Below are 18,862 nucleotides of genomic sequence, written 5' to 3' on the forward strand. Positions count from 1 at the left end.
CGATGTTGACGGAACTGAGACGCCGATTGCTGGAAGTGCTCCGGAGCCTTTGGCCACTGCTCGGGCTGATTTGCTTGCTTCAGATCGTGCTCGTTCAGGCCCCCGCGGCGCTATTTATCCAGTTTCTGGCAGGTTCAATGCTTGTCATTCTTGGGCTGCTTCTGCTGTTTCTCGGGGTCGATTTCGGAATCTTACCGATGGGCCGGTTCATCGGCGCTGAAATGCCGAGAAAGGGTTCAATTGCGCTGATTATCAGCGTCGGTTTCGCAATGGGCCTTGCAACCACCATTGCCGAACCGGATGTGCTGGTCCTTGCCCGTCAGATTGACGAGATTTCGCAAAAGAATATCGATGGCACGACCGTTCTCTACGTGATCGGAATAGGCGTCGCCCTCTGCACGGCGCTTGCGATGGCGCGGATAGTATACGGGATATCGTTGCGTCTGCTGCTCACCTGCTTGCTCGTTTCGGTGATTTTGCTCTCGTTTCTCGCACCGGCGGCGTTCGTGCCGTTGGCCTACGACGCCGGCAGCGTCACCACCGGCGTTCTCACTGCGCCAGTGATCATCGCCGTAGCGGTGGGATTAAGCTCGGTGCTGGCAGGCCGTTCCGCGGTGTCCGATGGATTTGGGTTGCTCGGCCTTGCCTCGATCGGTCCGATCATTGCGATCCTGATCATGGGAGTCATATTGAAGTGACCGCTGCCCTACTGGAGGAAGTGATCATCACGGCGCGAAGCGTCATCATGGCGGTATTGCCGCTCGTGGTATTATTTTTGCTTTTTCAGATATTCGTACTCGGATTACCGCGCCGGGACGTTCGCAACATTCTGACCAGTACCGCTCTTGCGGCTGTTGGATTGTTCTTTTTTCTCTTGGGGGTTGCGATCGGCTTTATTCCGTTTGGCCGGGCGGTCGGCGCCGCCCTTGGCGCGGTCTCGCAGAAATGGCTTCTGCTGCCGGCTGGTCTGATTCTCGGCTTTGTCACCACCTGGGGCGAGCCGGCCGTTCGAATCCTGGCGAACCAGGTCGACGAGGCATCAAATGGTTCAATTCATCGATCTCTGGTCCTTTATGCGATTTGCATAGGCGTGTCGGTGAGCTGCGCATTGGGATTGCTTCGGATCGGCTACGAAATTCCGCTCCTGAATCTGCTTGTCCCTGGCTATATGCTGATACTCGTCATCATGTGGTTTAGTAATCAGAATTTCGTGGCCATTGCTGTAGATGCCGGCGGAGTGGCCACAGGTCCGCTTGCGAACACGTTCCTGCTCGCGCTTGCCTTGGGCGTTTCGTCTTCGATGGATAAACAGGATCCCGTCATTCATGGCCTAGGGTTCGTCGCGGTGGTCACGCTGGCGCCGATCGCCTCGGTCATGACCTTGGGCCTTCTGTTGCGCTTGAAGGAGTCTCGTCAGGCATCCAGTAAGGGAGCAAAGCAATGTTGAACCCTTCGTTGATCGTGAGCATCGTGCGCAAGGGATGGGGCAACACCGTTCTGGAAGCCTCCGTCAAGGCTGGCGCGACCGGGGGAACGGTGTTGCTCGGCCGCGGAGCCGGAGTCAACGAAAAGGAGTCGATATTCGGCATACCTATCGAGCCGGAGAAGGAAATCATCCTGACACTCGTTCAGGAGAACGAAATTGATGCGATCCTTCAGGAGATCGTTCGCGCCGCCGAGTTGGACCAGCCCGGTCATGGGCTGGCATTTGTCATGCCGGTCAAGAAGGTTCTTGGCATACCGCACATGAATGACTGACGGTTCAGATTCAAACGGGCGCCTCCAATTGTATCCTGCTACCCGGTTGAATGAGTTTATGCGTTGGGCGCGCGAGATCCCGAATATTAAAGCCAGGGACGTCTTTAGCTATAGCGTTTTCAAGCGAAGTGGACGCCGGTTCGCGTGAAGAAAACGCGTCAAATCAAAATCATAGAGCCCGCTTCTGATTCCATCAGAAGCGGAGAAGCCCTAGATGTTTAGTCCCAAGCTTTGATGGAGCAGCCTGATCGGCATAGGTTTCCGGCTCAGGAAATGATCCATACGGCCACATACATAATGCCGCTTGCTTCAGGGAGAAGAAACCGGCCAGACTTTTCCGCTTCTGTCAGAAGCAAGAACGTGGCTCGTTAACTGGCGCGTTGCGTTCACGCGAACCGGCATCCACGGCGTTCGAAAGCGCTCTTCAAAGAAGAGCCCCTGCTTCGATCATGGGACAAAGTTGGGAAGAGATCAGGTTATCCACCGACAGCAACGTGTGACCGTTGCTGTCGGTGGAAGCGCTCGATTCAGTAGCGAGCCGCCATCACCGGCTCGATGGGGAAGCGGTAGTTCAGCCCGATGGTCGAGATGAAGCCGTTGTTGTGGGTATCGATCTGGAGCGGAGGTATGCCGCCGCCTTGGGCCAAGCTGTAGCGCTCGGTGCCGAGGTCGAAGTAGTTGGATTCCGCGCGCACCGTCCAGCTGCGGGTCAGCGCGAACTCTGTGCCTAAACCGACGGTCCAGCCTGCGGCGGTTTTGCTGCTGTTGGCGCCGCAGCCCGGCTGTGCGATCACGGCGGGGATGCTGTAATCGATATACCCGCGATCCGGCCCGGTATTGCAGTTTGTGACGATCCTGGTGTTGCCGAACGCCGCGCCGCCACGCAGATAAACCAACGACCGGTTCCATATCGTGTAGCCGAGTTTAGCGGTGGCCGTGCCCAGCCAGTTCATCTCGTTCTCGCAGGTATAGAATAATGCGTTGGGGCACGAACGCGCACCGCGGGCGTTGCTGCCCATGAGCGACCCTTCGAGACCGACCACCCAGGTTCCGATCTGCCAGTCATAGCCGATCTGGCCGCCACCGGCGAAGCCGGCATAGCGCGGATTGGTTCTGGTGCCGAGGCCCGGGAAGCTCCAGTCGTTCCTGCCATTAAGAACACCGGCGCTGGCGCCAATGTAGAGGCCGGTCCAGTTATAGGGACCCGCCATGACCGGCGCCTTGACCGCCTTGGTGAACATCGGCGCGCCGGCGATCTGGTCGGGGCTAAACTGATAACGCAGGCCGCCGTTCAGGCTGTAGCCCTCGATGTTCGAACCGGTGCGGTAGTCGGCCCGCAGATAGCCAAGCCAGCCGGTATTCAACACCTGAGCCGCGATACCAAGGCCGAATTGACCGTAGGTGCCAATCGAAGTGGTGCTGACATTGCCGGCGATATCAAAGCCCGGAATCGGGAAATAGCCGGTGAATGATGCGTTCGCTCTACCCTGGAACTCATGATAGATGCTGGCGGTGCCGAAGGGCTGCCACGCTATATTGTTGGAGACGAAGCTGGTGCCGGCGCGCAGGCTCCAGCGGCCGAGCGTGCTGTACATATCGTCGACGCGCAGCGTCCCCGGCAGGGAAATGCCGCCGGCCGACGGCAGGACCAACGTACCGGTGATGTTGAGCGGATCGACCTGAACCCGCGAGACAATGATTCCCGCGGACGGCTCGATGAACCAGTTGTTCGGAAGCTGGTGATGGTAGCCGAAGTTGCCGGCAAACGAGAGGCCGCGCGCATCCAGCTTCTGGTTGAAGATACCGCTGACGATGGGATCATTCAGGGCGTTCTGATAGTAATCGAGACGAACCTGACCATCGACGAAGAAGCCGCCCCGGGTCGCGGCGGCATAGACGCCGACAAACGGCACCTGTAGCGAATTCTGAAAGGTGCCGCCCATCGGATTTTCCGGTCCGGCCGAGGAGGTATCCCTGGACCTGGCGCCGAGATAGCCGATGGTGGTGCCGAGATGCACGTTCCAGCCGTTCCAGTTGAGCCGTGCGGCGTCGGCACCGATCTGCATCCCGGCAAAGTTCAGCTGGGAGGAGTTATTGCAGTCGATCTGGCCGGGATTGGTGACGCCGCCGACCGAAACGTTGGATGTCGTCGTGGTATTCTTGGTGTTTAATTCGCCGCCGATGCCACGCACCCAGACGCCGCCACCTTCCTGCCCCGGCGCCGGATTGGGGGGCGCGCTGACAAAAGCGGTGGACTGGGTAAGAAAGACTGTATTGGTCGCGTTAATGGCTGAGACCAGCGAGTTTACGGCTGCTCCACCCGCCGAAAACGGCAGAACCTGGGCGCCAAGACCGACAAGCGACCCCGTTCCCGTGCAAGCTGCAAACGCTCCTGATGACGCCGATAGCGCGAAAGCGAACGCGCCACCGGCCACGATACGACGGCTAAGAGTGCCATTTCCAGCGATGGATGCGCGGATGACAACGTTCATTGATCAACACCCCCAGCGACCGACGCTCGTGCCGGCCTGTATAGTAAATAGATAGATGCGCAATAATACGCGGTATGCGTCGAACATAACGTGGAGTCGGGAACATCGAAAGCGCATGACGGGACTCTCGCCGCGATAAGGACATACTTTCCTCCCGCCTGTGGTCGAGAAGCCACATTATTAATTGTCCCATGGCGCGAAGGTGCGGTACGATATTTGAACCGATCTGCCGATCCGCCCTGAAGCGATCATCGGGTGAACCTTTCGTGCCGATTCCTTCACTTAATCGGAGAGACCTCTGTGATTCGCCGCACGGTCTCGCGGAAAGGGTCTGGACAAAATGATCGCGACGAGTCGGCAGAATCTCACCTCGCCGCCGGCCCTCGAGCACGGAGATCTCACATGACGCAGCGATTCTTCTCCTCAAAAATGCTTGGACTGGTCCTGCTGGCCGGCGCCGCCGCCTTCGGCGCCAAGGACCAGGCTCTCGCCGGCGAATTGTCGGCGCGGCAGATCGTTGACAGCCTCAAAGCCCCCAGAACCCGCAGCCTGAGCGTTGAGGAGCGGCCTTCGCTGTCGGCTGACGAGCTTACCAACCTCACCCGTATCCGGCGCACCCGCTCGCTGTCGAGCGGTGATCGGGCGCAGATGGCCGAGATCGCCGGCAAGCGACCCGGGGTCGATCTGCAGATTTATTTCGACTTCGATTCGGCCGAACTCTCTGCCAAAGCCGAGCCGCAGCTCAACAATCTCGGGCAGGCGCTGACCAGCCCCGAGTTGGCCGGCTCCGTGATCATGCTCGGCGGTCATACCGACGCCAAAGGTAGCGATCGCTACAACCAGTCGCTGTCAGAACGCCGCGCCGAGACCATCAAGCGTTTCCTGATCGAGCGCTATAAGATCTCGCCGGAGAACCTGGTCGCGGTTGGCTACGGAGAATCGCGTCTGAAGAACAAGGCCGATCCCGATGCGGCGGAAAACCGCAGGGTGGAAATCGTCAACGCGGCCGCCAAGGAACAGGCCGCCCGCTGACATAACGGCCATCGTTGTCAACGGTCCGCCGATTGATCAGTCGCGCCAAAGCCGATAAATTTGGACAAATGCCGGAGGTTGCGTTTCCGCCGCGAGCGGACAGGGCAAACTTAAGGAGGCGATGGCCGAGTTGCGCCGGCCGGAGAGCGATCGAACCGTTTCGATCGCATCCAAACTCACACAAAGGAACGGCGCACGTTCGGCGTGCGCGGCACAACAATGTTCAAGCGTTTCGGCCTCATTGCGGCAATGATCGGAGGAGCCATTATCATGGCGCTGTCCTCCGGCGCGGCATGGGCCGACAAGCGCATCGCGTTGGTGGTTGGCAACTCCAGCTATCAGACGGTGCCGCAGCTTCCTAACCCCGCACGCGACGCCAAGGCCGTCGGCCAGATGTTCAAGGACGCCGGCTTTGACTCGGTGGAAGTGCTGCTCGACCTCGGCAATCTTGATTTCAAGCGCGCCATCCGCAAGTTCGAGACCGATGCCGATCAAGCCGATATCGCGGTGATCTACTATGCCGGCCACGGCATCGAGGTGAACGGCAATAACTTCCTGATCCCGGTCGATGCGCGGCTCGTCAGCGACCGCGACGCGGAGGACGAGGCGATCCGGCTCGAGCGCATGGTGCTGTCGGCCGACGGCGCGAAGAAACTGCGTGTCATTATCCTTGATGCCTGCCGCGACAATCCATTTACAGTGAAGATGCGCCGCGAGCGTCGCGCCGCCTTGCGCGCGATTTCGTCGGGCCTCGGCAAGGTCGAACCGACCTCGACCGATACCCTGATCGCCTACGCCGCGAAGGCAGGATCGACGGCCGATGACGGCGAGGGCAAGCACAGCCCGTTCACCACGGCGTTGCTCAAGAACCTTACCGTGCCCGGTCTCGATATTCGCCTTGCCTTCGGCCGCGTGCGCGACGAGGTGATGAAGCTGACGGGCGCCCGGCAGGAGCCGTTCGTCTATGGCTCGCTCGGCGGCGGCAATATCTCGTTGGTTCCACCACCGGTGGTCGAGAAGGAGCCGGAGGTGGCCGACGTCAAGGGCGACTTCGAGCTCGTCGCCAAGATCAACTCGCCGCGCGCGTGGGAGGTGTTCATCAACACCTACAAGACCGGCTTCTATGCCGATCTGGCGCGGGCGCAGCTCGCCAGCCTGACCAGTAAGACCGCACCCGGCGTCGTCCGCGATACGGGCAACGTCTCCGTGGCGTCGCTGCCGCAGGATACGCCCGCGCCGGTATACGAGTCATCGTCCCGCGAGCGACTCGAATTCGACCGGTTGAAGGATTCCACCGACCAGGCGGCGCTGAAGCGGTTCATCAAGCGCTATCCGGATTCGCCGCTGGCGTTGCAGGTTCAGCATCGCCTCGAGGTGTTACGAAGCGCCGCCGCCGAGCGTGAGGAAAAGCAACGCGCCGAGCGCGAAGCGGCTCGGCTCGCCGCCGAACAGGCGCGCATCGAGGCCGAGCGCAAGAAGGCGGAGCTGGCTGCCGCGAAGAAACGCGAAGAAGAAGAACGCCGCGCCAAGGCGGAGGAAGCGGCACAGCAGGCCCGCGCAGCGGAGGCCGAGCGCAAAGCGGCCGAGGCCAAACGCAAGGCCGAGGAAGCCCAGCGGAAAGCTGAAGAACTCGCAGCCGCCAAGAAGGCGGCGGAAGCCGCGCGTCAGAAGGCCGAGAGCGAGCGCGCCGCGCGTCAGGCCGAACTGGAGCGGCGGAAGGCGGAGGAAGAGCGCCGCAAGGCCGAGCTTGCGAAGCAGAAGGAGGAGGCCTGCAAGGCCGAGGAAACCCGCTTTAAGGAGCTGATCGCCAAAGGCAGCGAGGGCAAGGGGCTCGACAATGTAAAAACTTTTGCCAAAGAGGCGACCTGCGAGCGCCTGCAGCCACAGGTCGCAAGCACGCTCAAAGCCTTCGAGGACGAAACCGCCAAACGCCTGGTCACGGCCGCGCAAGTCGCGCTCGGCCGTATCGGCTGCTTTGCCGGCAAGGTTGACGGTCAGCTCGGCCCCGCCACCAAGGCGGCGCTTGGCCGCTACCAAGCCGCCAAAAACCTTTCCGATAAGAGCCGATCGGATAAGGGCCGCAGTAACGGCAACATCGCTCTCACCGACGACGTGATAAAGGAGCTTGGCGAGCAGAACGGCCGGGTCTGTCCGCTTGAATGCAAGGCTGGCGAGGCGGTCAAGGACGACACTTGCGTCGCCGTGATCAAGCCGCAGCCGCCGGCCACCGCGCAACACAAGCGCGACGACAAGACAACGGCGAGCAAGCCCGCCCGCCGCTCCGAGCGCACACAGACCAGCCGTCGGCGTGAGCCCGCGCCGCGCGCCCGTCAGGAAGCATCGCGTCCAGCCTCCTCGTATGGCGCGAGCCCCGCCATGATCGGCGTCGGCTTTTGACACGCCGCCCGGAAGGATCAGGAAAGGCACCGCCTATGACCGTAGCACAGCTTTCCCCGCTTTACCTCGCGGCCGCGTTTGGCATGGCAATCGCGCTTGCGGCGCCCGCTGCGGGCAGCGAAGGCTTATTCGCGCGCGCAGCTTCGACACCACAAACGACTGTTGCCGCAAGATCGAGACCGATCCCGCGCGTTGCTTCGTCGCCAAGGATAACGGCCCGAACGGCAAACACTCACGCAGTCCGCAGGATCGCTCCACTTGCCGCGCCGCCGCGCTTCCGCGAGCCACCTGACGCCTGCAACAGCTTGTGGTGCGGTCCATTGGCCATGCTGATGCTTGGCATCGGTTTCTGATCCTATCGCCGCAGTTGAAACCTCCTCTGGAGGCACTACGGCGTCATCGAAGCGGATGATGGTCGGCGATATCGATCTCCAACTTTCGCGGAGGCTAGCCATCTCGCAGCTCGTTCTGCCTCCGGCGAGTTCTCGGCGGGAAATCGTTCAGAAAACTCCGCGACTCGGAACGGCCCCGGCTTGATCTCGAGCATGAGCGCTGAAGACGTCAGGGCGACGAGGGTGTGCCACGCGCCCACGGTGATCTGCGATATCGGGATCGATCCTGCGGTCAGTTCGATTCTATCGGCGACAAAGCCGTCATCGGAAAATAACAACAGGGCGAACACCCCCCGCATCGGAATTATCATTTCCCATTGCTCTGGATGGCGATGCGGTTGGATATAGGTGCTTTGTTCGAAAGCAACGAGCAACCGTTGCGTGGGATCGGCATGACTTTCATGGAGGAGCAGGTGGGATCGCTTGCGCGGAGATACTCCCGCGTCGCTCAGAAGCCTGTCGCAAGTGCTGGCTTCCACTGACACGAAACCGTCCACTCTGGTTGTCCAATCAAAGAAGTTCATAAAAATCGATCCAAATCATAATTGAGGCTGCCTGATCGTCGATCCAGTGCGTTAGCCTTCAGTATAATGGTGGTGTGCCTGCTGACATAGCCGCTCCGGTGACGTCGCGCGAATTGCGCGGCCTTTGCTATGGCAGCCGCTGGTGAGAAAGACGGCGTTAAAGCGAATGTTTCAGGAGCTGGGTGTGCTCGGTGTTGGCGACGGACGCTTATGAGTGAATGATCGAATCTGATGGGTATCTTGATATGCGCTCCATGATTGATTCTGTTATCGCACGGTGACGAACATTTGCCCTGACAAGATTTCTTTAAACCGCGCCTCGGTAAACTCCCGCGTCGGCGATTTGCATCCCCACGGAGGCTCGTCATGACTGATCGGAAGTCTTCAAGGACAGGAATCGATCATCCCGCGCAAATATGTAGCGATGGGGCGAGCATCGGCTGTAGCGTCGTAAATATTTCCGCTGATGGGGGCGCTATCGATGTACCAAATCCGCGCGACGTTCCCGATCGGTTTCAGTTGGTAACAGAGCATGGCCGCGTCGTGATCAACTGCCGAATCGTCTGGATCAAGCGGAACCGGATTGGCGTCGCCTTCGAATAGGGCGGCGTGATCCCGTGGCGAAGCCACTCATGTCTCATAACGAAACCCAAACGGGGCGGCGTACCATCGTTCCGTGTTGGTCGTGAACGAAAGCCGTCAGCTCCGCTACGGGACTGACGGCTTTCTCTCCACCAAAATCTTTACGGCAGGATGTCGCTCTTTCCTGGCTTGGCGTACTTGATATTCTCGTCACCGCCCTTCGCTATCTTCTCGTCCAGCTCTTTCCGCTTCTCCTCGGTGAGCTGTTCCATGGTCTTGCCGGTTTTCTTCTTCGCGTCGGCATCGAGTGTTCCGCCGGAAATGCTGCCGACACCAGTTGCGTCTGCCATACTCGTTCTCCCTTTTTATGCCGTTGATGCGGGTAAACGGGCGTGCTCGGGACGCGTTCCAAAAAAACGCGATGCAATGCATGACAGTGATGCGACGGAGCGACGGGTTGAGGCCGGTCAGGGACCGAGGCCGCCCCAGCGTCACAAGATCGTGACGCGCGGAAGGATCGACAGCCATCGGGATTGCGCTAACCTTTCCGCGTTAACCCCACTGCCTTGGGAGACTTGACATGTCTGACCATAGCGAAATCGTGTACTCGACGTCGGAAGGAATGGATTATCCCGCACACGAGCGGCAGTATAAGGCGTTCATCAAGATAGGAATGGTCGTCACAGCGGCTGTGGCCACCATCGTCATTCTGATGGCAATCTTCCTCACCTGAGTGCCCCGGTCGCCTCTTCGGCGTCGGCGTCCCTGGTTTGAGTTCATTGGCAATATGAACCAGTTGTTAGTCGGTCGCGCGCGTGATCCACGGCTTTCCATGTATCGTCGCGCGCGGCTATTCGGAAAAGAAGCGGACCACGGGCTGAACGAAACTTAGTCGCACCCCGGCCGCGAAACCTCACCCAATTATGAGTGGAAGCGCATCGAGCGGCGAGAGTGTTTCGGCTGCGAATTCGATTGTGCGTGCAAGCAAAGGGCTCCAAAACAAATGCTTTGGAACCCTTGACGCGACCTAATACTTGAATTCAGGCATCGCCTTTAAATTATCTTTCGTGACGTTCAGGACGGCGCGGTCTGGATACCATTCTCTCTTCGTCGCAGACGTTTTCCCTGTAGATGCCTTTCCGGCCTCGTTAGAGAACTTCAAGCTGTTCATGGCGACCAGCACATAATGCTTTCCCATTCCAAGAAAGCCGCCGGCTTCGATGACCACGCCTTTAACTTGCCCTTGCGCAGTGATGATCACATCGGAGATCTCCCCGATCTTGTCGTTAGCTTCGTTGTAGACGTTCACACCGGACATTTTCGAAGCGCTCCAGTCGCCGGCAGCGGCGATAGGAGCTGCGGCTTGCGAAGGCGTTTGCGCAGGTGTTTGGGCGAACGATGCTGTCGAGATCATGAGAAGCGCAAGTGTGGTGCCGAGTGTCGTGGAAAATGTTTTCAAAGTACCCTCCATTGATGACCCTTGAAAACAGCGACCATGCGCAATGGTTCCTGTATCAGACGTAAGCATAGGAACGACTTGCCTCCCTGAGGTGTTCTGACTGCTCTGATAAAGGAGAACTACGTCATGGACTGGAATCGTGTTGAAGGAAACTGGAAGCAGATGAAAGGAAAGTTCAAGGAGCAATGGGGCAAGCTCACCGATGATGATCTCGATGTCATCAATGGCAATCGTGAGCAGCTTGAGGGAAGAATCCAGGAGCGTTATGGCTACCAGAAAGATCGGGCGAAGAAAGAAGTCGACGACTGGTTTGGTCGTCAAAACTGGTAATCAAAAAGCTCCCGCTCCGGCGGGGGCTTTTTCTATTATATAAAAGGCCGCCCTTCGGGCGGCCTTTTATATAAGGTGACGCGACTTATAGACTTATAGGGTGACGCGACTCGGCTCTATCAAGTGCCGCCGCTGTATCCGACTTTTTCCTGACCCTGAGGTTTGTTGTTCGGATTATCCTCCTCCACACCCTTTCTGATTTCTGACTTCTGGTCGGTCTTTTGTCCTGTCTTTTGCGAATTTCCTCCGCCGGGACGCGTTTCGCTACCGCCTTGGTTCTTTTGCTGATCGTTATTCATCAAAGCGCTCCTTCACATGTGAGGACGTGATCAATTCGCCAACCGGTCCCTTGGTTCCTTTTGAGGACGCTGTTTGCCGTTGCGGTAAGGAAAGCTCGGAGTTGAAATTATCGACGCGCAAAAAATATCTTCAGCGCAAATGGCTGTTGTGACGGCGATGTTCCCAGTGACTGAAAGGAGGACGACGAAATCGTTCCTGATGGCGGATGGGCCGCGCCATCACTCGTGAAATGGGTTGGTTCCGTTGTGCCTCGCAATTTCCGGCAAGTACCGCTGGTCTGCCCGAGCACTTGCACATTATAGCCATATGAGATTCACCGAATGAACGCACAAACCTCCGGCATTCGACAATGTTCGACGATACATTTCACATGCATCCTCACTCAAACCGGAGCGGACTCATGCATACGTCATTATCAGCAGTCGCCATTTTGCTTTTAGCTGGATCGTCCGTGGCGACAGCGCAAACCCCACCTGCGTCGTCTCAGTCTCAAACGCCTTCCCAGTCTCAGACAAAGTCCGAGCAAGGAGTCGCGATTCGAAGCATCCAGGTTGTCGACCTTGATGAGCTGAAGGCAGACGTGCGCTCAAAGGTCGATGTCCTCGTTACGAATACGAAGCAGGAGGAAATCAGATCCTTGCGGGCTTCCATTGAGGCAATCCCGGAGGCCGTATCGGCACTAAAAGCAAAGGGCCGCAACTCGGCACAGGTTGTCGCCATCAATATCGACAAGGAAGGGGTTCTAACCATGTTTACGAAGAAGGCCACCTGATCAACGACGAACGTCGTTGTTCATAGAGGTCGGCAACAAACAAGCTTTTGAACCAGCCCAGGAGTAACCATGAAACTTAATACGGCGCAGGTGCAGCAAACTCTGCAACAGATGGACGCACAGGTTCTTCCAGACGATCATCCGGCGGCTCGTAAACTCGGCGAGTTATTTGGTGACCACACCTTCTTTGTTGATGAGAGCGGATTAAAGGTTTTGGAATCGACTGAGGCAGTCGCGGCGGAAGCTCAAACGGGTTCGGTGGTCAGTCTCGCCAACTGGAACGATGGAAAGTTCAGCAGCCTGAAGCCACACGACCCGGTTCTAACGGGAACGGTAATCGTCTTGGGACAGTCGAAACAATGACGCGACGGCCGGCCCGCTTCGCGACATCTTCAAGGGATGCGGCGACGAAGCTTATTCTTCGGGCCGGTCGTCGCAGTTTTTTGTTCCGCCGAAGAACAGCTATTCATGCTGCTGATGTCGGGCATGTCCTGGAGCCGTTCCCGCTTCTGTTTGAATCAGAAGCGGGGCTCTATGATTTGGTTTGATGCGTTCTCTTCACGTGAACCGGTGTCCACTTCCTTCGCTTGAAAACGCCCTTAGCTGCAAGAACAGCTCTCCTCTTTAAGTTTCTCCGCAGCTTCAGCCGGTACGATGGAGCCGCTGGCTACGATAGATACGGGCGGAGTGGCTGTATTCTCGTTGAAGGGGCACGAACCGATCGAACCAATCGTTGAGCCGGAGAAATAGGTCAGCGTCTGGTTGATCCAGGGACCATTGCCGGTGCCGAACGGCGACCAGGTCCAGTACGACCATTCGAAGAGCGTGCCGTTGCAGCACCCTTCGTAACTGCGGCGGAACGGAGACCAGCTGAACCTGGTGCGCCAGGGCAGGAAATCGTAGCGGTATTTGACCTCTGTTTTTGTTTTCCTGCAGGGATAAGGGATAAAGCCCCACTTCCAGCACACGCCCCAGTACCTAACCGTAACGGTCTCTCGCATTCCACAGGCCATGGTCGTTCCTCCTTCTGAGAGGAGACCTCTTGGTCTCCCATGACCTGCATCATGAAACCCCTTCATTGGTTGGTGCCGTGAGATGAATCACACAGGCTCGAAACCTCCGGTCCGTTCGCATGCTCGATGAATCGACGGCTCGATGAATCGATGGAAAGATGGAAGAAGCTTCACGAAGGAACGATGGCTCTTTCGGAACGCATGCCGAGTGTATGGATTGATTCCCCACGCGAAGAGCGAAAGGGAAAATGATTGATGTCAGATGCAACCAGCGTCAACAATATCTCGGGTGGAACGCTCGACAAGGACGCTAAAAAGAAGACCGGCAAAACGATGCAAGAACTCACCGACGAGAAACGGAAAGAACTCGACAAGAAGGTGGAAAACGGCGGCGATGAAAATATCAAAATCCGCACGAATCAGGTTCTGCCTTAAAGCGTCGCGCGTGAGTGAATGGCGTAGCCAGCCCTAACGGGCTGGCGCTCTCGCTAAGGACGAACAGTCATTGCCCATGCTATCGTTGCCCATGCTATCGTTTTGTGGGACGGGTTGAGGTTGATCGGCCGCGTCAGGCGCCCATGCTAATCTCGAGCATGTTTAATCTCGGGAACGCTTTCCGAATGCGTCAGCAGCCTTGGACAACAGGACTGTCATCTCGTTCGGAGCGCGCGTGAAAGGCAAGAAAAATCCCAGCCAGAAGAAAGCCAGGCCGAACAGCACGCCCAGGTTCACGACATCCGACGGGTTGACTTTTCCCAACTGGACATAGGCAAACGTAAAGTAAAAGCAAAACAGTACGCCCACGCTTAAGATGAGAAACCTCTTAGGTCGTGGTCTGATGAGCCTGCCGATCAGCTGGCCAGCCTGATATCCCGCCATGACTCCAACAGGCGCTATGAGTCGAAACGCAGAGGGCTCCGAGGGAGCAAAAAATCCATAACTCAGAACAAGTCCGATCAGGCCAAATACGCCAGTCAATATGAAGTTCATTGTTTCTTGAGCGCTCTGTTCTCGTAGGAAAAATAAGGGTTTGTACTGGCTGACTTCTTGAACACGGATTCCCGCCTGGCCGCGTGCGTGATTTGCGTGATCGATCGGAGAACAATGCCGCAATCCGCAACCACGTCGGCAAGCCTACCACAAGGTCGGGGCCAGTAACAGCGGCGGGCGGAACCATTGTTTCTCAGGAGGCCTTGCCTTCCGCGGGGCCGCCACCGGAACTGGTCCACGAGCGTTTGGAACCATAAGGCTTGCCGTACATTGGAGTGGCAGGCGCGTCGATGCACGCGCTCGTAAGCGCACGCGCTCGTAAGCTTCCATGAGCAGATAATAGAGTGAGCAAGCAAATCTAGCTTGCCCAGGGGCGAAGGGAGACCGCCATGCCTCATCGGCGCCGTTACAAACAGACCAAGCCTTTTCAGGACCGTCTTTTTGATTTCCTTGCGGAAGCGCGACAAAAAGCCGAGCACACGCCCGAGGGCATGGAGCGCGAGAAAATGATCAAGAAAATCGAGAGCGCCAAGACGGCTGCAAGAATCGATGCATGGGCGAACTCCCCGAAAATGCAGCGGCCGAAGTAAACACATGCAGCAGTAAATACATGCAGCAGGGGACCTACGCTTAAGGCGGGCCGGGGGAGTCATAGCGTTGTCAATCGGACCAGTGAGGGCCGCTTATCGTAGGGGGATCTCGTAGTGGGATCGAAGAGGCGGGGACACCAAGGATCGAAGAGACAACGGGTGAACGCACACGGGGGTGAACGCTCGCGCATCCCGACGCGCATCCCGAAAAGCGAACCGGCTCGGGATCGGAATGCGCGCCATTATTCAGAGCATCTTCTTACAGCTAACTGGAATCCACTTGGCCGCGAAGGCTCTGTCTAGTATCCCGCCCAGCGCGGCGGTTCTTTCATGTCAGGCCACGTTTGCGCCTTTTCGTACCAGTTGTCGACTTGCTTTTTGGCGAAGTCTTCCTGATACCCGTAGCGCTCCATCAATTTCTTTTCGAGTTGTTCGCGATGGCCGGAAATTTCCCAAAGATCGTCGAACGTGAACTTACCCCACTGATCTCTGACCTTGTACTTGACCTGATCCCAGTTCTGTTCAATCCGGTCCCAGTCCATAGTAATCCCTCCTTCGCTAATTACCGCGAAAGAGGAAAATCAACGAATTCGAACTTTGTTCCGCCAAGTGGAAGGACGAATGGTCGCACCGGCGGGGGAGACGGTTTGCCTCGATGAGATACGTCGCCCGCGTCCTCAATGCGCGCGCGCCGGGAACGCTGTCTGGCCGAATTCGCGATATCGTTCTGAGCGTTGAAAGCTGCCGAGAACTGTCGTTGGGGTCTCGGATCAGCGGGCTGTAAATCAGGAGCTATCGCATGGTGCAGAAGGCTGGAAGCGGAACATACCGAACGTCTTTTCCTGATCCTGACTCCACGGAGTTCACCCACGATCTTGAGGAATATAGTGCGCCGGATTTTCCGGAACGGTTGAAGGGTCCGATGCGGGTTGACCTGGCATTGCTGGCGCGGATTGACGCTGCCCAAAAAGCCGACGGGATCGGCGGGCTCTCCCTCTGGTCGCGATGGTATGCCTGCCAGGTGGAGGAATTGCGCGCCCGATGGATGGAACTGTTCGATTTCTACAAAATTACCGCGCGCGCGCCCGAGGACGCCTGGATGCAACTTGCGACATCGCTGGCGCGAGACTTCGTTCCCGGACTGCGGGTGGAGAACGTTTTTCCAACGCAAGATTTACTCATGGAACAGGCGCGGCTTTTCACCCTGATCACAGAAGTATCGGAAGCCGTGCGCGCCCGCAGTGAGGCGGAAGGCCACAACGTATCGGAACGAATGGTCCTTGAGCAGGATTTTCTCAACGAGCAGCCATGGAACAATGAGCTGTTCGGCAAGAAGCCGGACAGTATCGATGCGCTCATGGCAAGGTTCTCGCGGGAAAAGGAGCGCTTCGCCAGATTGCTTATCGAGCAGTATTGGTCGAAGGCGGCTGTCATGTCGTTCTTTGCCGATTCCGGTCTCGAGGCGCCCGCATTCGTCGCGGACCTGCCGGCTTGATGCAATGCGTTGCAATCCATCGGGTCGGTTGGCGCCAAAGTGGTGGGAAGGCTGCACACGCCGGGAACGGGTTAGACAAAACGCGTGCCGATGCGTTGGTGCCGCAGCCTGAAACCGGCAAAATAGGCTACGTCCATCATCCCCGTCGCGGCCGGTTGTCACCCGGCGTGTGCCATTGAGCGAAATGGTACGACTCTTCCGCTGGCTTTTCCATCGCTATGATGCAGCCCCACGAAACGTTGATAGGTGGAACCTGCAACGCAGGAAGCGATGACAGCTCAACAGCCTTGTCGAACAGGATTCAGAAGGCGCTCTCAAGCGCGCGGTTTGAGGTCGGCGCGCCCACCGGTGGCTCCAGTTTATCTGGTGATGCCCGATGCCTCGGCGGTTTGGGCGGGAAGGCTCTCGAGCAGCGCTTGCAGCGTGGTCAACGTCGATTGATCGGCGAGGCCATCGACCTTTTCGGGCCGGAAGTGACGCTGAAAGGCTGTGACCACTTCCGTCGTCGCGGTATCGAATTTTCCGGTTGCCTTGATGCCGTAGCCGTACCGCGCCAGCGATTGCTGCAACGCCTGGACATTGTCGCCTTCGCTGCCGGTCTTCAGCACGTCGCCGGCCACGATTGGCGCTGGCCGGACCCAATGGCCGACGCCCGAATCCGCCAGCGAATGCCATGGAAATTTTTCGCCAGGATCCTTCTTGCGGGCAGGTGCGACGTCAGAATGGCCGACGATGCGATGAGCCGGAATATTCCGTCGATGAATAATACCGCGACATAGCGCGATGACGGCGGCGATTTGTCGTAGCGGGAAAGCCGGGTAGCCCCAGTCGTGGCCGCGGTTGACGATCTCGATTCCGATCGAGCAGGAATTGATGTCCTCTTCGCCCGCCCATGATGCGACACCAGCGTGCCAGGCCCGCTTGGCCTCCTGAACGCATTGCACAACGCGACCGTCTTCCAGCACGACGTAGTGGGCGGAAACTTCCGTCCCAGACGTACACAGCCGCGCCAGCGCGCCCTCGACGTCCGGCATCCCGGTATAATGCAGCACGATCATATCCGGCTGCCGCCCTTTGGCGCGGTCGCCGAAATTCAAGGAGGGCACCGTGTCGGAGACGAGGGATGAGTCCGGGACGAAGGTCGGCATTCCAACAATGGCCTTGGGGATCGGGAGAGGGCGTCGACGTTTCAAGTCAAGACTGACGGACGCGAACATGCAACGATCCAAAACAGGCAACAGGAGGTGCGGAAAACGGGGCCGCACAGTCGATTCGTCGACGAATCATTAGGATCATTATCCGGAGACGCCATCTGGCATGCAATCGAACGCGAGACGTCTTTACGCGTTTTCCTGTTAACGGTTCTGGCTTTTCCGTGAAGTGTGTGAGCGCTGCACCACCTACGGGGCGGGGAAGCGGTGGCTTGATTGCCGCGGAGGCTATCAACGCTTTCTTAACGCTAAACGCCGTTACTAAGTGGTGAAGAGCCGAACCGGCACCGGGACGGCCGAGGTCCCATTTGCGTTCGAAATCCTCATGGCAGCCCTTCAAATTCCATGCGGAAGCCCGGGTTTGTCAGCTCATCTTTCTTTTGACGAGCGTTTGGGAACCGGTTCGGGCGGCTTTGCAGGGGTGAGCCGGCCACGGGTCCGGAAAAGATGGCTGAATCCCGGGCAGTCGGAGTCGGATGGGCGCGCGCGCGGTGAGAGCGAGGCATTTGCGGATGAAGGCGCGATCATGACCGAGCCGCCGGTTCGTCATGTGCCCGTGCTCGGAGGAGAGGCTGTCGCCATGCTGGCTCTGCGGGCCGGCGGCGTCTACGTCGATGCGACGTTCGGAGCCGGGGGCTATTCACGCGCCATTCTCGCCACTGCCGATACCCGCGTGATCGGGATTGACCGCGACCCCGCCGCCATTGCTGGCGGCTCCGCTCTGGTGGAGGAGTCGGGCGGCAGGTTGACGCTGGTCGAAGATCGCTTTTCCAATCTCGCCTCGGTCTGCGCGGCGCAGGACGTCGCCGTGGTCGATGGCGTCGTCATGGATGTCGGCGTATCGTCGATGCAACTCGACGAGGCCGATCGGGGCTTTTCCTTTCGTCTCGACGGGCCGCTCGACATGCGCATGAGTGGGCATGGGCCGACAGCCGCCGACGTGGTGGCGCACGCGTCCGAGACCGATCTTGCCGATATCATCTACATCTTCGGCGAGGAGCGCCGCTCGCGTGCTGTCGCCCGCGCCATCGTCGCGGCACGCCGGCACGGGCCGATCGCGACCACACGAGCGCTGGCCGATGTCGTCTCAAAAGTGGTTCGAGCAAAGCCGCACGAGATTCATCCGGCGACGCGGACTTTTCAGGCTCTGCGGATTTTCGTCAACGAGGAACTCGACGAACTGGTCGCGGCGCTGGCCGCGGCGGAACGCGTGCTGAAGCCAGGTGGCCGGCTTGCCGTGGTGTCCTTTCATTCGCTGGAGGACCGTATCGTCAAGAATTTCCTGGCCAGGCGAGGCAAGAGGGGCGGCGGTTCACGCCATAGGCCGGAGATCGAACAGGGATCACCCAGTTTTGCCATTCTGACCAAACGTCCGCTGACGCCGGGCGAAGAGGAAATGCATGCCAATCCGCGCGCGCGCTCCGCCAGGCTGCGCGCCGCCGAACGCATCGATGCTGCCGCAATCGATGACGGCGCCGAGCGTCCGACCTGGCCATCGCTCGCAAACGTGATGCGCGGAGGCTGA

At 58.4% G+C, this 18,862-nt stretch carries 23 protein-coding genes; 14 read left to right on the forward strand and 9 right to left on the reverse strand.

Annotation, left to right across the window (positions count from 1 at the left end):
- The first annotated feature begins 2 nt into the window (after positions 1-2).
- From NB311A_RS13835 to NB311A_RS13845, 3 genes are read left to right on the forward strand one after another with little or no spacing between them, the layout of a single operon-like run.
- A complete protein-coding gene (locus tag NB311A_RS13835; protein WP_009799226.1) occupies positions 3-698 on the forward strand; it encodes a DUF1538 domain-containing protein in 696 nt (231 codons plus the stop codon).
- A gap of 20 nt (positions 699-718) precedes the next feature.
- Complete coding sequence (locus tag NB311A_RS13840) at positions 719-1,447, forward strand: DUF1538 domain-containing protein (protein WP_040675406.1); 729 nt, start codon at positions 719-721, stop codon at positions 1,445-1,447.
- Entirely contained in the window at positions 1,441-1,758 is a 318-nt protein-coding gene (locus NB311A_RS13845; protein WP_009799228.1) for a P-II family nitrogen regulator, read from the forward strand. Before NB311A_RS13840 ends, NB311A_RS13845 begins: the two co-directional genes overlap by 7 nt.
- A 527-nt stretch (positions 1,759-2,285) precedes the next feature.
- On the opposite strand, the gene NB311A_RS13850 is transcribed toward NB311A_RS13845, so the two are convergent.
- Entirely contained in the window at positions 2,286-4,250 is a 1,965-nt protein-coding gene (locus tag NB311A_RS13850) for an autotransporter domain-containing protein (protein ID WP_009799229.1), read from the reverse strand.
- 300 nt (positions 4,251-4,550) lie between these two features.
- On the opposite strand from NB311A_RS13850, the gene NB311A_RS13855 reads away from it, so the two are divergent.
- Together NB311A_RS13855 and NB311A_RS13860 are read left to right on the forward strand one after the other, a co-directional pair.
- The gene (locus tag NB311A_RS13855) at positions 4,551-5,282 is read left to right on the forward strand and encodes an OmpA family protein (protein WP_245257002.1); all 732 of its coding nucleotides are present in this window, start codon (positions 4,551-4,553) and stop codon (positions 5,280-5,282) included.
- 219 nt (positions 5,283-5,501) lie between these two features.
- Complete coding sequence (locus tag NB311A_RS13860) at positions 5,502-7,679, forward strand: caspase family protein (RefSeq protein ID WP_009799231.1); 2,178 nt, start codon at positions 5,502-5,504, stop codon at positions 7,677-7,679.
- 388 nt (positions 7,680-8,067) lie between these two features.
- On the opposite strand, the gene NB311A_RS20670 is transcribed toward NB311A_RS13860, so the two are convergent.
- Positions 8,068-8,595: a WbuC family cupin fold metalloprotein gene (locus tag NB311A_RS20670; RefSeq protein WP_083780469.1), complete on the reverse strand. Its 528-nt coding sequence runs from the start codon at positions 8,593-8,595 to the stop codon at positions 8,068-8,070.
- Positions 8,596-8,961: 366 nt separating this feature from the next.
- On the opposite strand from NB311A_RS20670, the gene NB311A_RS20675 reads away from it, so the two are divergent.
- Positions 8,962-9,198 carry a PilZ domain-containing protein gene (locus NB311A_RS20675; protein ID WP_083780470.1) on the forward strand — a complete coding sequence of 79 codons (237 nt, stop codon included), beginning with the start codon at positions 8,962-8,964 and terminating at the stop codon, positions 9,196-9,198.
- Between the two features lie 140 nt (positions 9,199-9,338).
- On the opposite strand, the gene NB311A_RS13875 is transcribed toward NB311A_RS20675, so the two are convergent.
- Entirely contained in the window at positions 9,339-9,527 is a 189-nt protein-coding gene (locus tag NB311A_RS13875) for a hypothetical protein (protein ID WP_009799236.1), read from the reverse strand.
- Positions 9,528-9,757: 230 nt separating this feature from the next.
- On the opposite strand from NB311A_RS13875, the gene NB311A_RS20680 reads away from it, so the two are divergent.
- The gene (locus NB311A_RS20680; RefSeq protein WP_009799237.1) at positions 9,758-9,910 is read left to right on the forward strand and encodes an aa3-type cytochrome c oxidase subunit IV; all 153 of its coding nucleotides are present in this window, start codon (positions 9,758-9,760) and stop codon (positions 9,908-9,910) included.
- Positions 9,911-10,204: 294 nt separating this feature from the next.
- Here the strand turns inward: NB311A_RS20680 and NB311A_RS13880 are convergent, their stop codons facing one another.
- Positions 10,205-10,648, reverse strand: a complete 444-nt coding sequence (locus NB311A_RS13880) for a PRC-barrel domain-containing protein (protein WP_009799238.1) — start codon at positions 10,646-10,648, stop codon at positions 10,205-10,207.
- A 114-nt stretch (positions 10,649-10,762) separates the two neighbouring features.
- Here NB311A_RS13880 and NB311A_RS13885 point away from each other — a divergent pair, with 114 nt between their 5' ends.
- On the forward strand, positions 10,763-10,966 hold the full coding sequence (locus NB311A_RS13885; protein WP_009799239.1) for a CsbD family protein: 204 nt from the start codon (positions 10,763-10,765) through the stop codon (positions 10,964-10,966).
- A gap of 119 nt (positions 10,967-11,085) precedes the next feature.
- Here NB311A_RS13885 and NB311A_RS13890 read toward each other — a convergent pair whose 3' ends face one another.
- Complete coding sequence (locus NB311A_RS13890; RefSeq protein ID WP_009799240.1) at positions 11,086-11,265, reverse strand: hypothetical protein; 180 nt, start codon at positions 11,263-11,265, stop codon at positions 11,086-11,088.
- 401 nt (positions 11,266-11,666) lie between these two features.
- On the opposite strand from NB311A_RS13890, the gene NB311A_RS13895 reads away from it, so the two are divergent.
- Complete coding sequence (locus NB311A_RS13895; RefSeq protein ID WP_050752122.1) at positions 11,667-12,038, forward strand: hypothetical protein; 372 nt, start codon at positions 11,667-11,669, stop codon at positions 12,036-12,038.
- A 69-nt stretch (positions 12,039-12,107) separates the two neighbouring features.
- A complete protein-coding gene (locus tag NB311A_RS13900) occupies positions 12,108-12,401 on the forward strand; it encodes a hypothetical protein (RefSeq protein WP_009799242.1) in 294 nt (97 codons plus the stop codon).
- Between the two features lie 236 nt (positions 12,402-12,637).
- Here the strand turns inward: NB311A_RS13900 and NB311A_RS21580 are convergent, their stop codons facing one another.
- The gene (locus NB311A_RS21580; RefSeq protein ID WP_131522916.1) at positions 12,638-13,051 is read right to left on the reverse strand and encodes a hypothetical protein; all 414 of its coding nucleotides are present in this window, start codon (positions 13,049-13,051) and stop codon (positions 12,638-12,640) included.
- A 255-nt stretch (positions 13,052-13,306) separates the two neighbouring features.
- On the opposite strand from NB311A_RS21580, the gene NB311A_RS13905 reads away from it, so the two are divergent.
- The gene (locus tag NB311A_RS13905) at positions 13,307-13,486 is read left to right on the forward strand and encodes a hypothetical protein (protein ID WP_009799243.1); all 180 of its coding nucleotides are present in this window, start codon (positions 13,307-13,309) and stop codon (positions 13,484-13,486) included.
- 162 nt (positions 13,487-13,648) lie between these two features.
- Here NB311A_RS13905 and NB311A_RS13910 read toward each other — a convergent pair whose 3' ends face one another.
- The gene (locus NB311A_RS13910) at positions 13,649-14,041 is read right to left on the reverse strand and encodes a hypothetical protein (protein ID WP_009799244.1); all 393 of its coding nucleotides are present in this window, start codon (positions 14,039-14,041) and stop codon (positions 13,649-13,651) included.
- Positions 14,042-14,430: 389 nt separating this feature from the next.
- Between NB311A_RS13910 and NB311A_RS13915 the strand changes: the two genes are divergently transcribed.
- On the forward strand, positions 14,431-14,631 hold the full coding sequence (locus NB311A_RS13915; RefSeq protein WP_009799245.1) for a hypothetical protein: 201 nt from the start codon (positions 14,431-14,433) through the stop codon (positions 14,629-14,631).
- Between the two features lie 299 nt (positions 14,632-14,930).
- On the opposite strand, the gene NB311A_RS13920 is transcribed toward NB311A_RS13915, so the two are convergent.
- On the reverse strand, positions 14,931-15,173 hold the full coding sequence (locus NB311A_RS13920; RefSeq protein WP_009799246.1) for a CsbD family protein: 243 nt from the start codon (positions 15,171-15,173) through the stop codon (positions 14,931-14,933).
- Positions 15,174-15,430: 257 nt separating this feature from the next.
- On the opposite strand from NB311A_RS13920, the gene NB311A_RS13925 reads away from it, so the two are divergent.
- Positions 15,431-16,126, forward strand: a complete 696-nt coding sequence (locus NB311A_RS13925) for a hypothetical protein (RefSeq protein ID WP_009799247.1) — start codon at positions 15,431-15,433, stop codon at positions 16,124-16,126.
- Positions 16,127-16,485: 359 nt separating this feature from the next.
- Here NB311A_RS13925 and NB311A_RS13930 read toward each other — a convergent pair whose 3' ends face one another.
- Positions 16,486-17,343 carry an N-acetylmuramoyl-L-alanine amidase gene (locus NB311A_RS13930; RefSeq protein ID WP_009799249.1) on the reverse strand — a complete coding sequence of 286 codons (858 nt, stop codon included), beginning with the start codon at positions 17,341-17,343 and terminating at the stop codon, positions 16,486-16,488.
- 520 nt (positions 17,344-17,863) lie between these two features.
- Here NB311A_RS13930 and rsmH point away from each other — a divergent pair.
- Positions 17,864-18,862 carry a 16S rRNA (cytosine(1402)-N(4))-methyltransferase RsmH gene (gene rsmH, locus NB311A_RS13935; RefSeq protein ID WP_040675417.1) on the forward strand — a complete coding sequence of 333 codons (999 nt, stop codon included), beginning with the start codon at positions 17,864-17,866 and terminating at the stop codon, positions 18,860-18,862.

This window comes from Nitrobacter sp. Nb-311A (genome assembly GCF_000152905.1).
Taxonomy (GTDB): domain Bacteria; phylum Pseudomonadota; class Alphaproteobacteria; order Rhizobiales; family Xanthobacteraceae; genus Nitrobacter.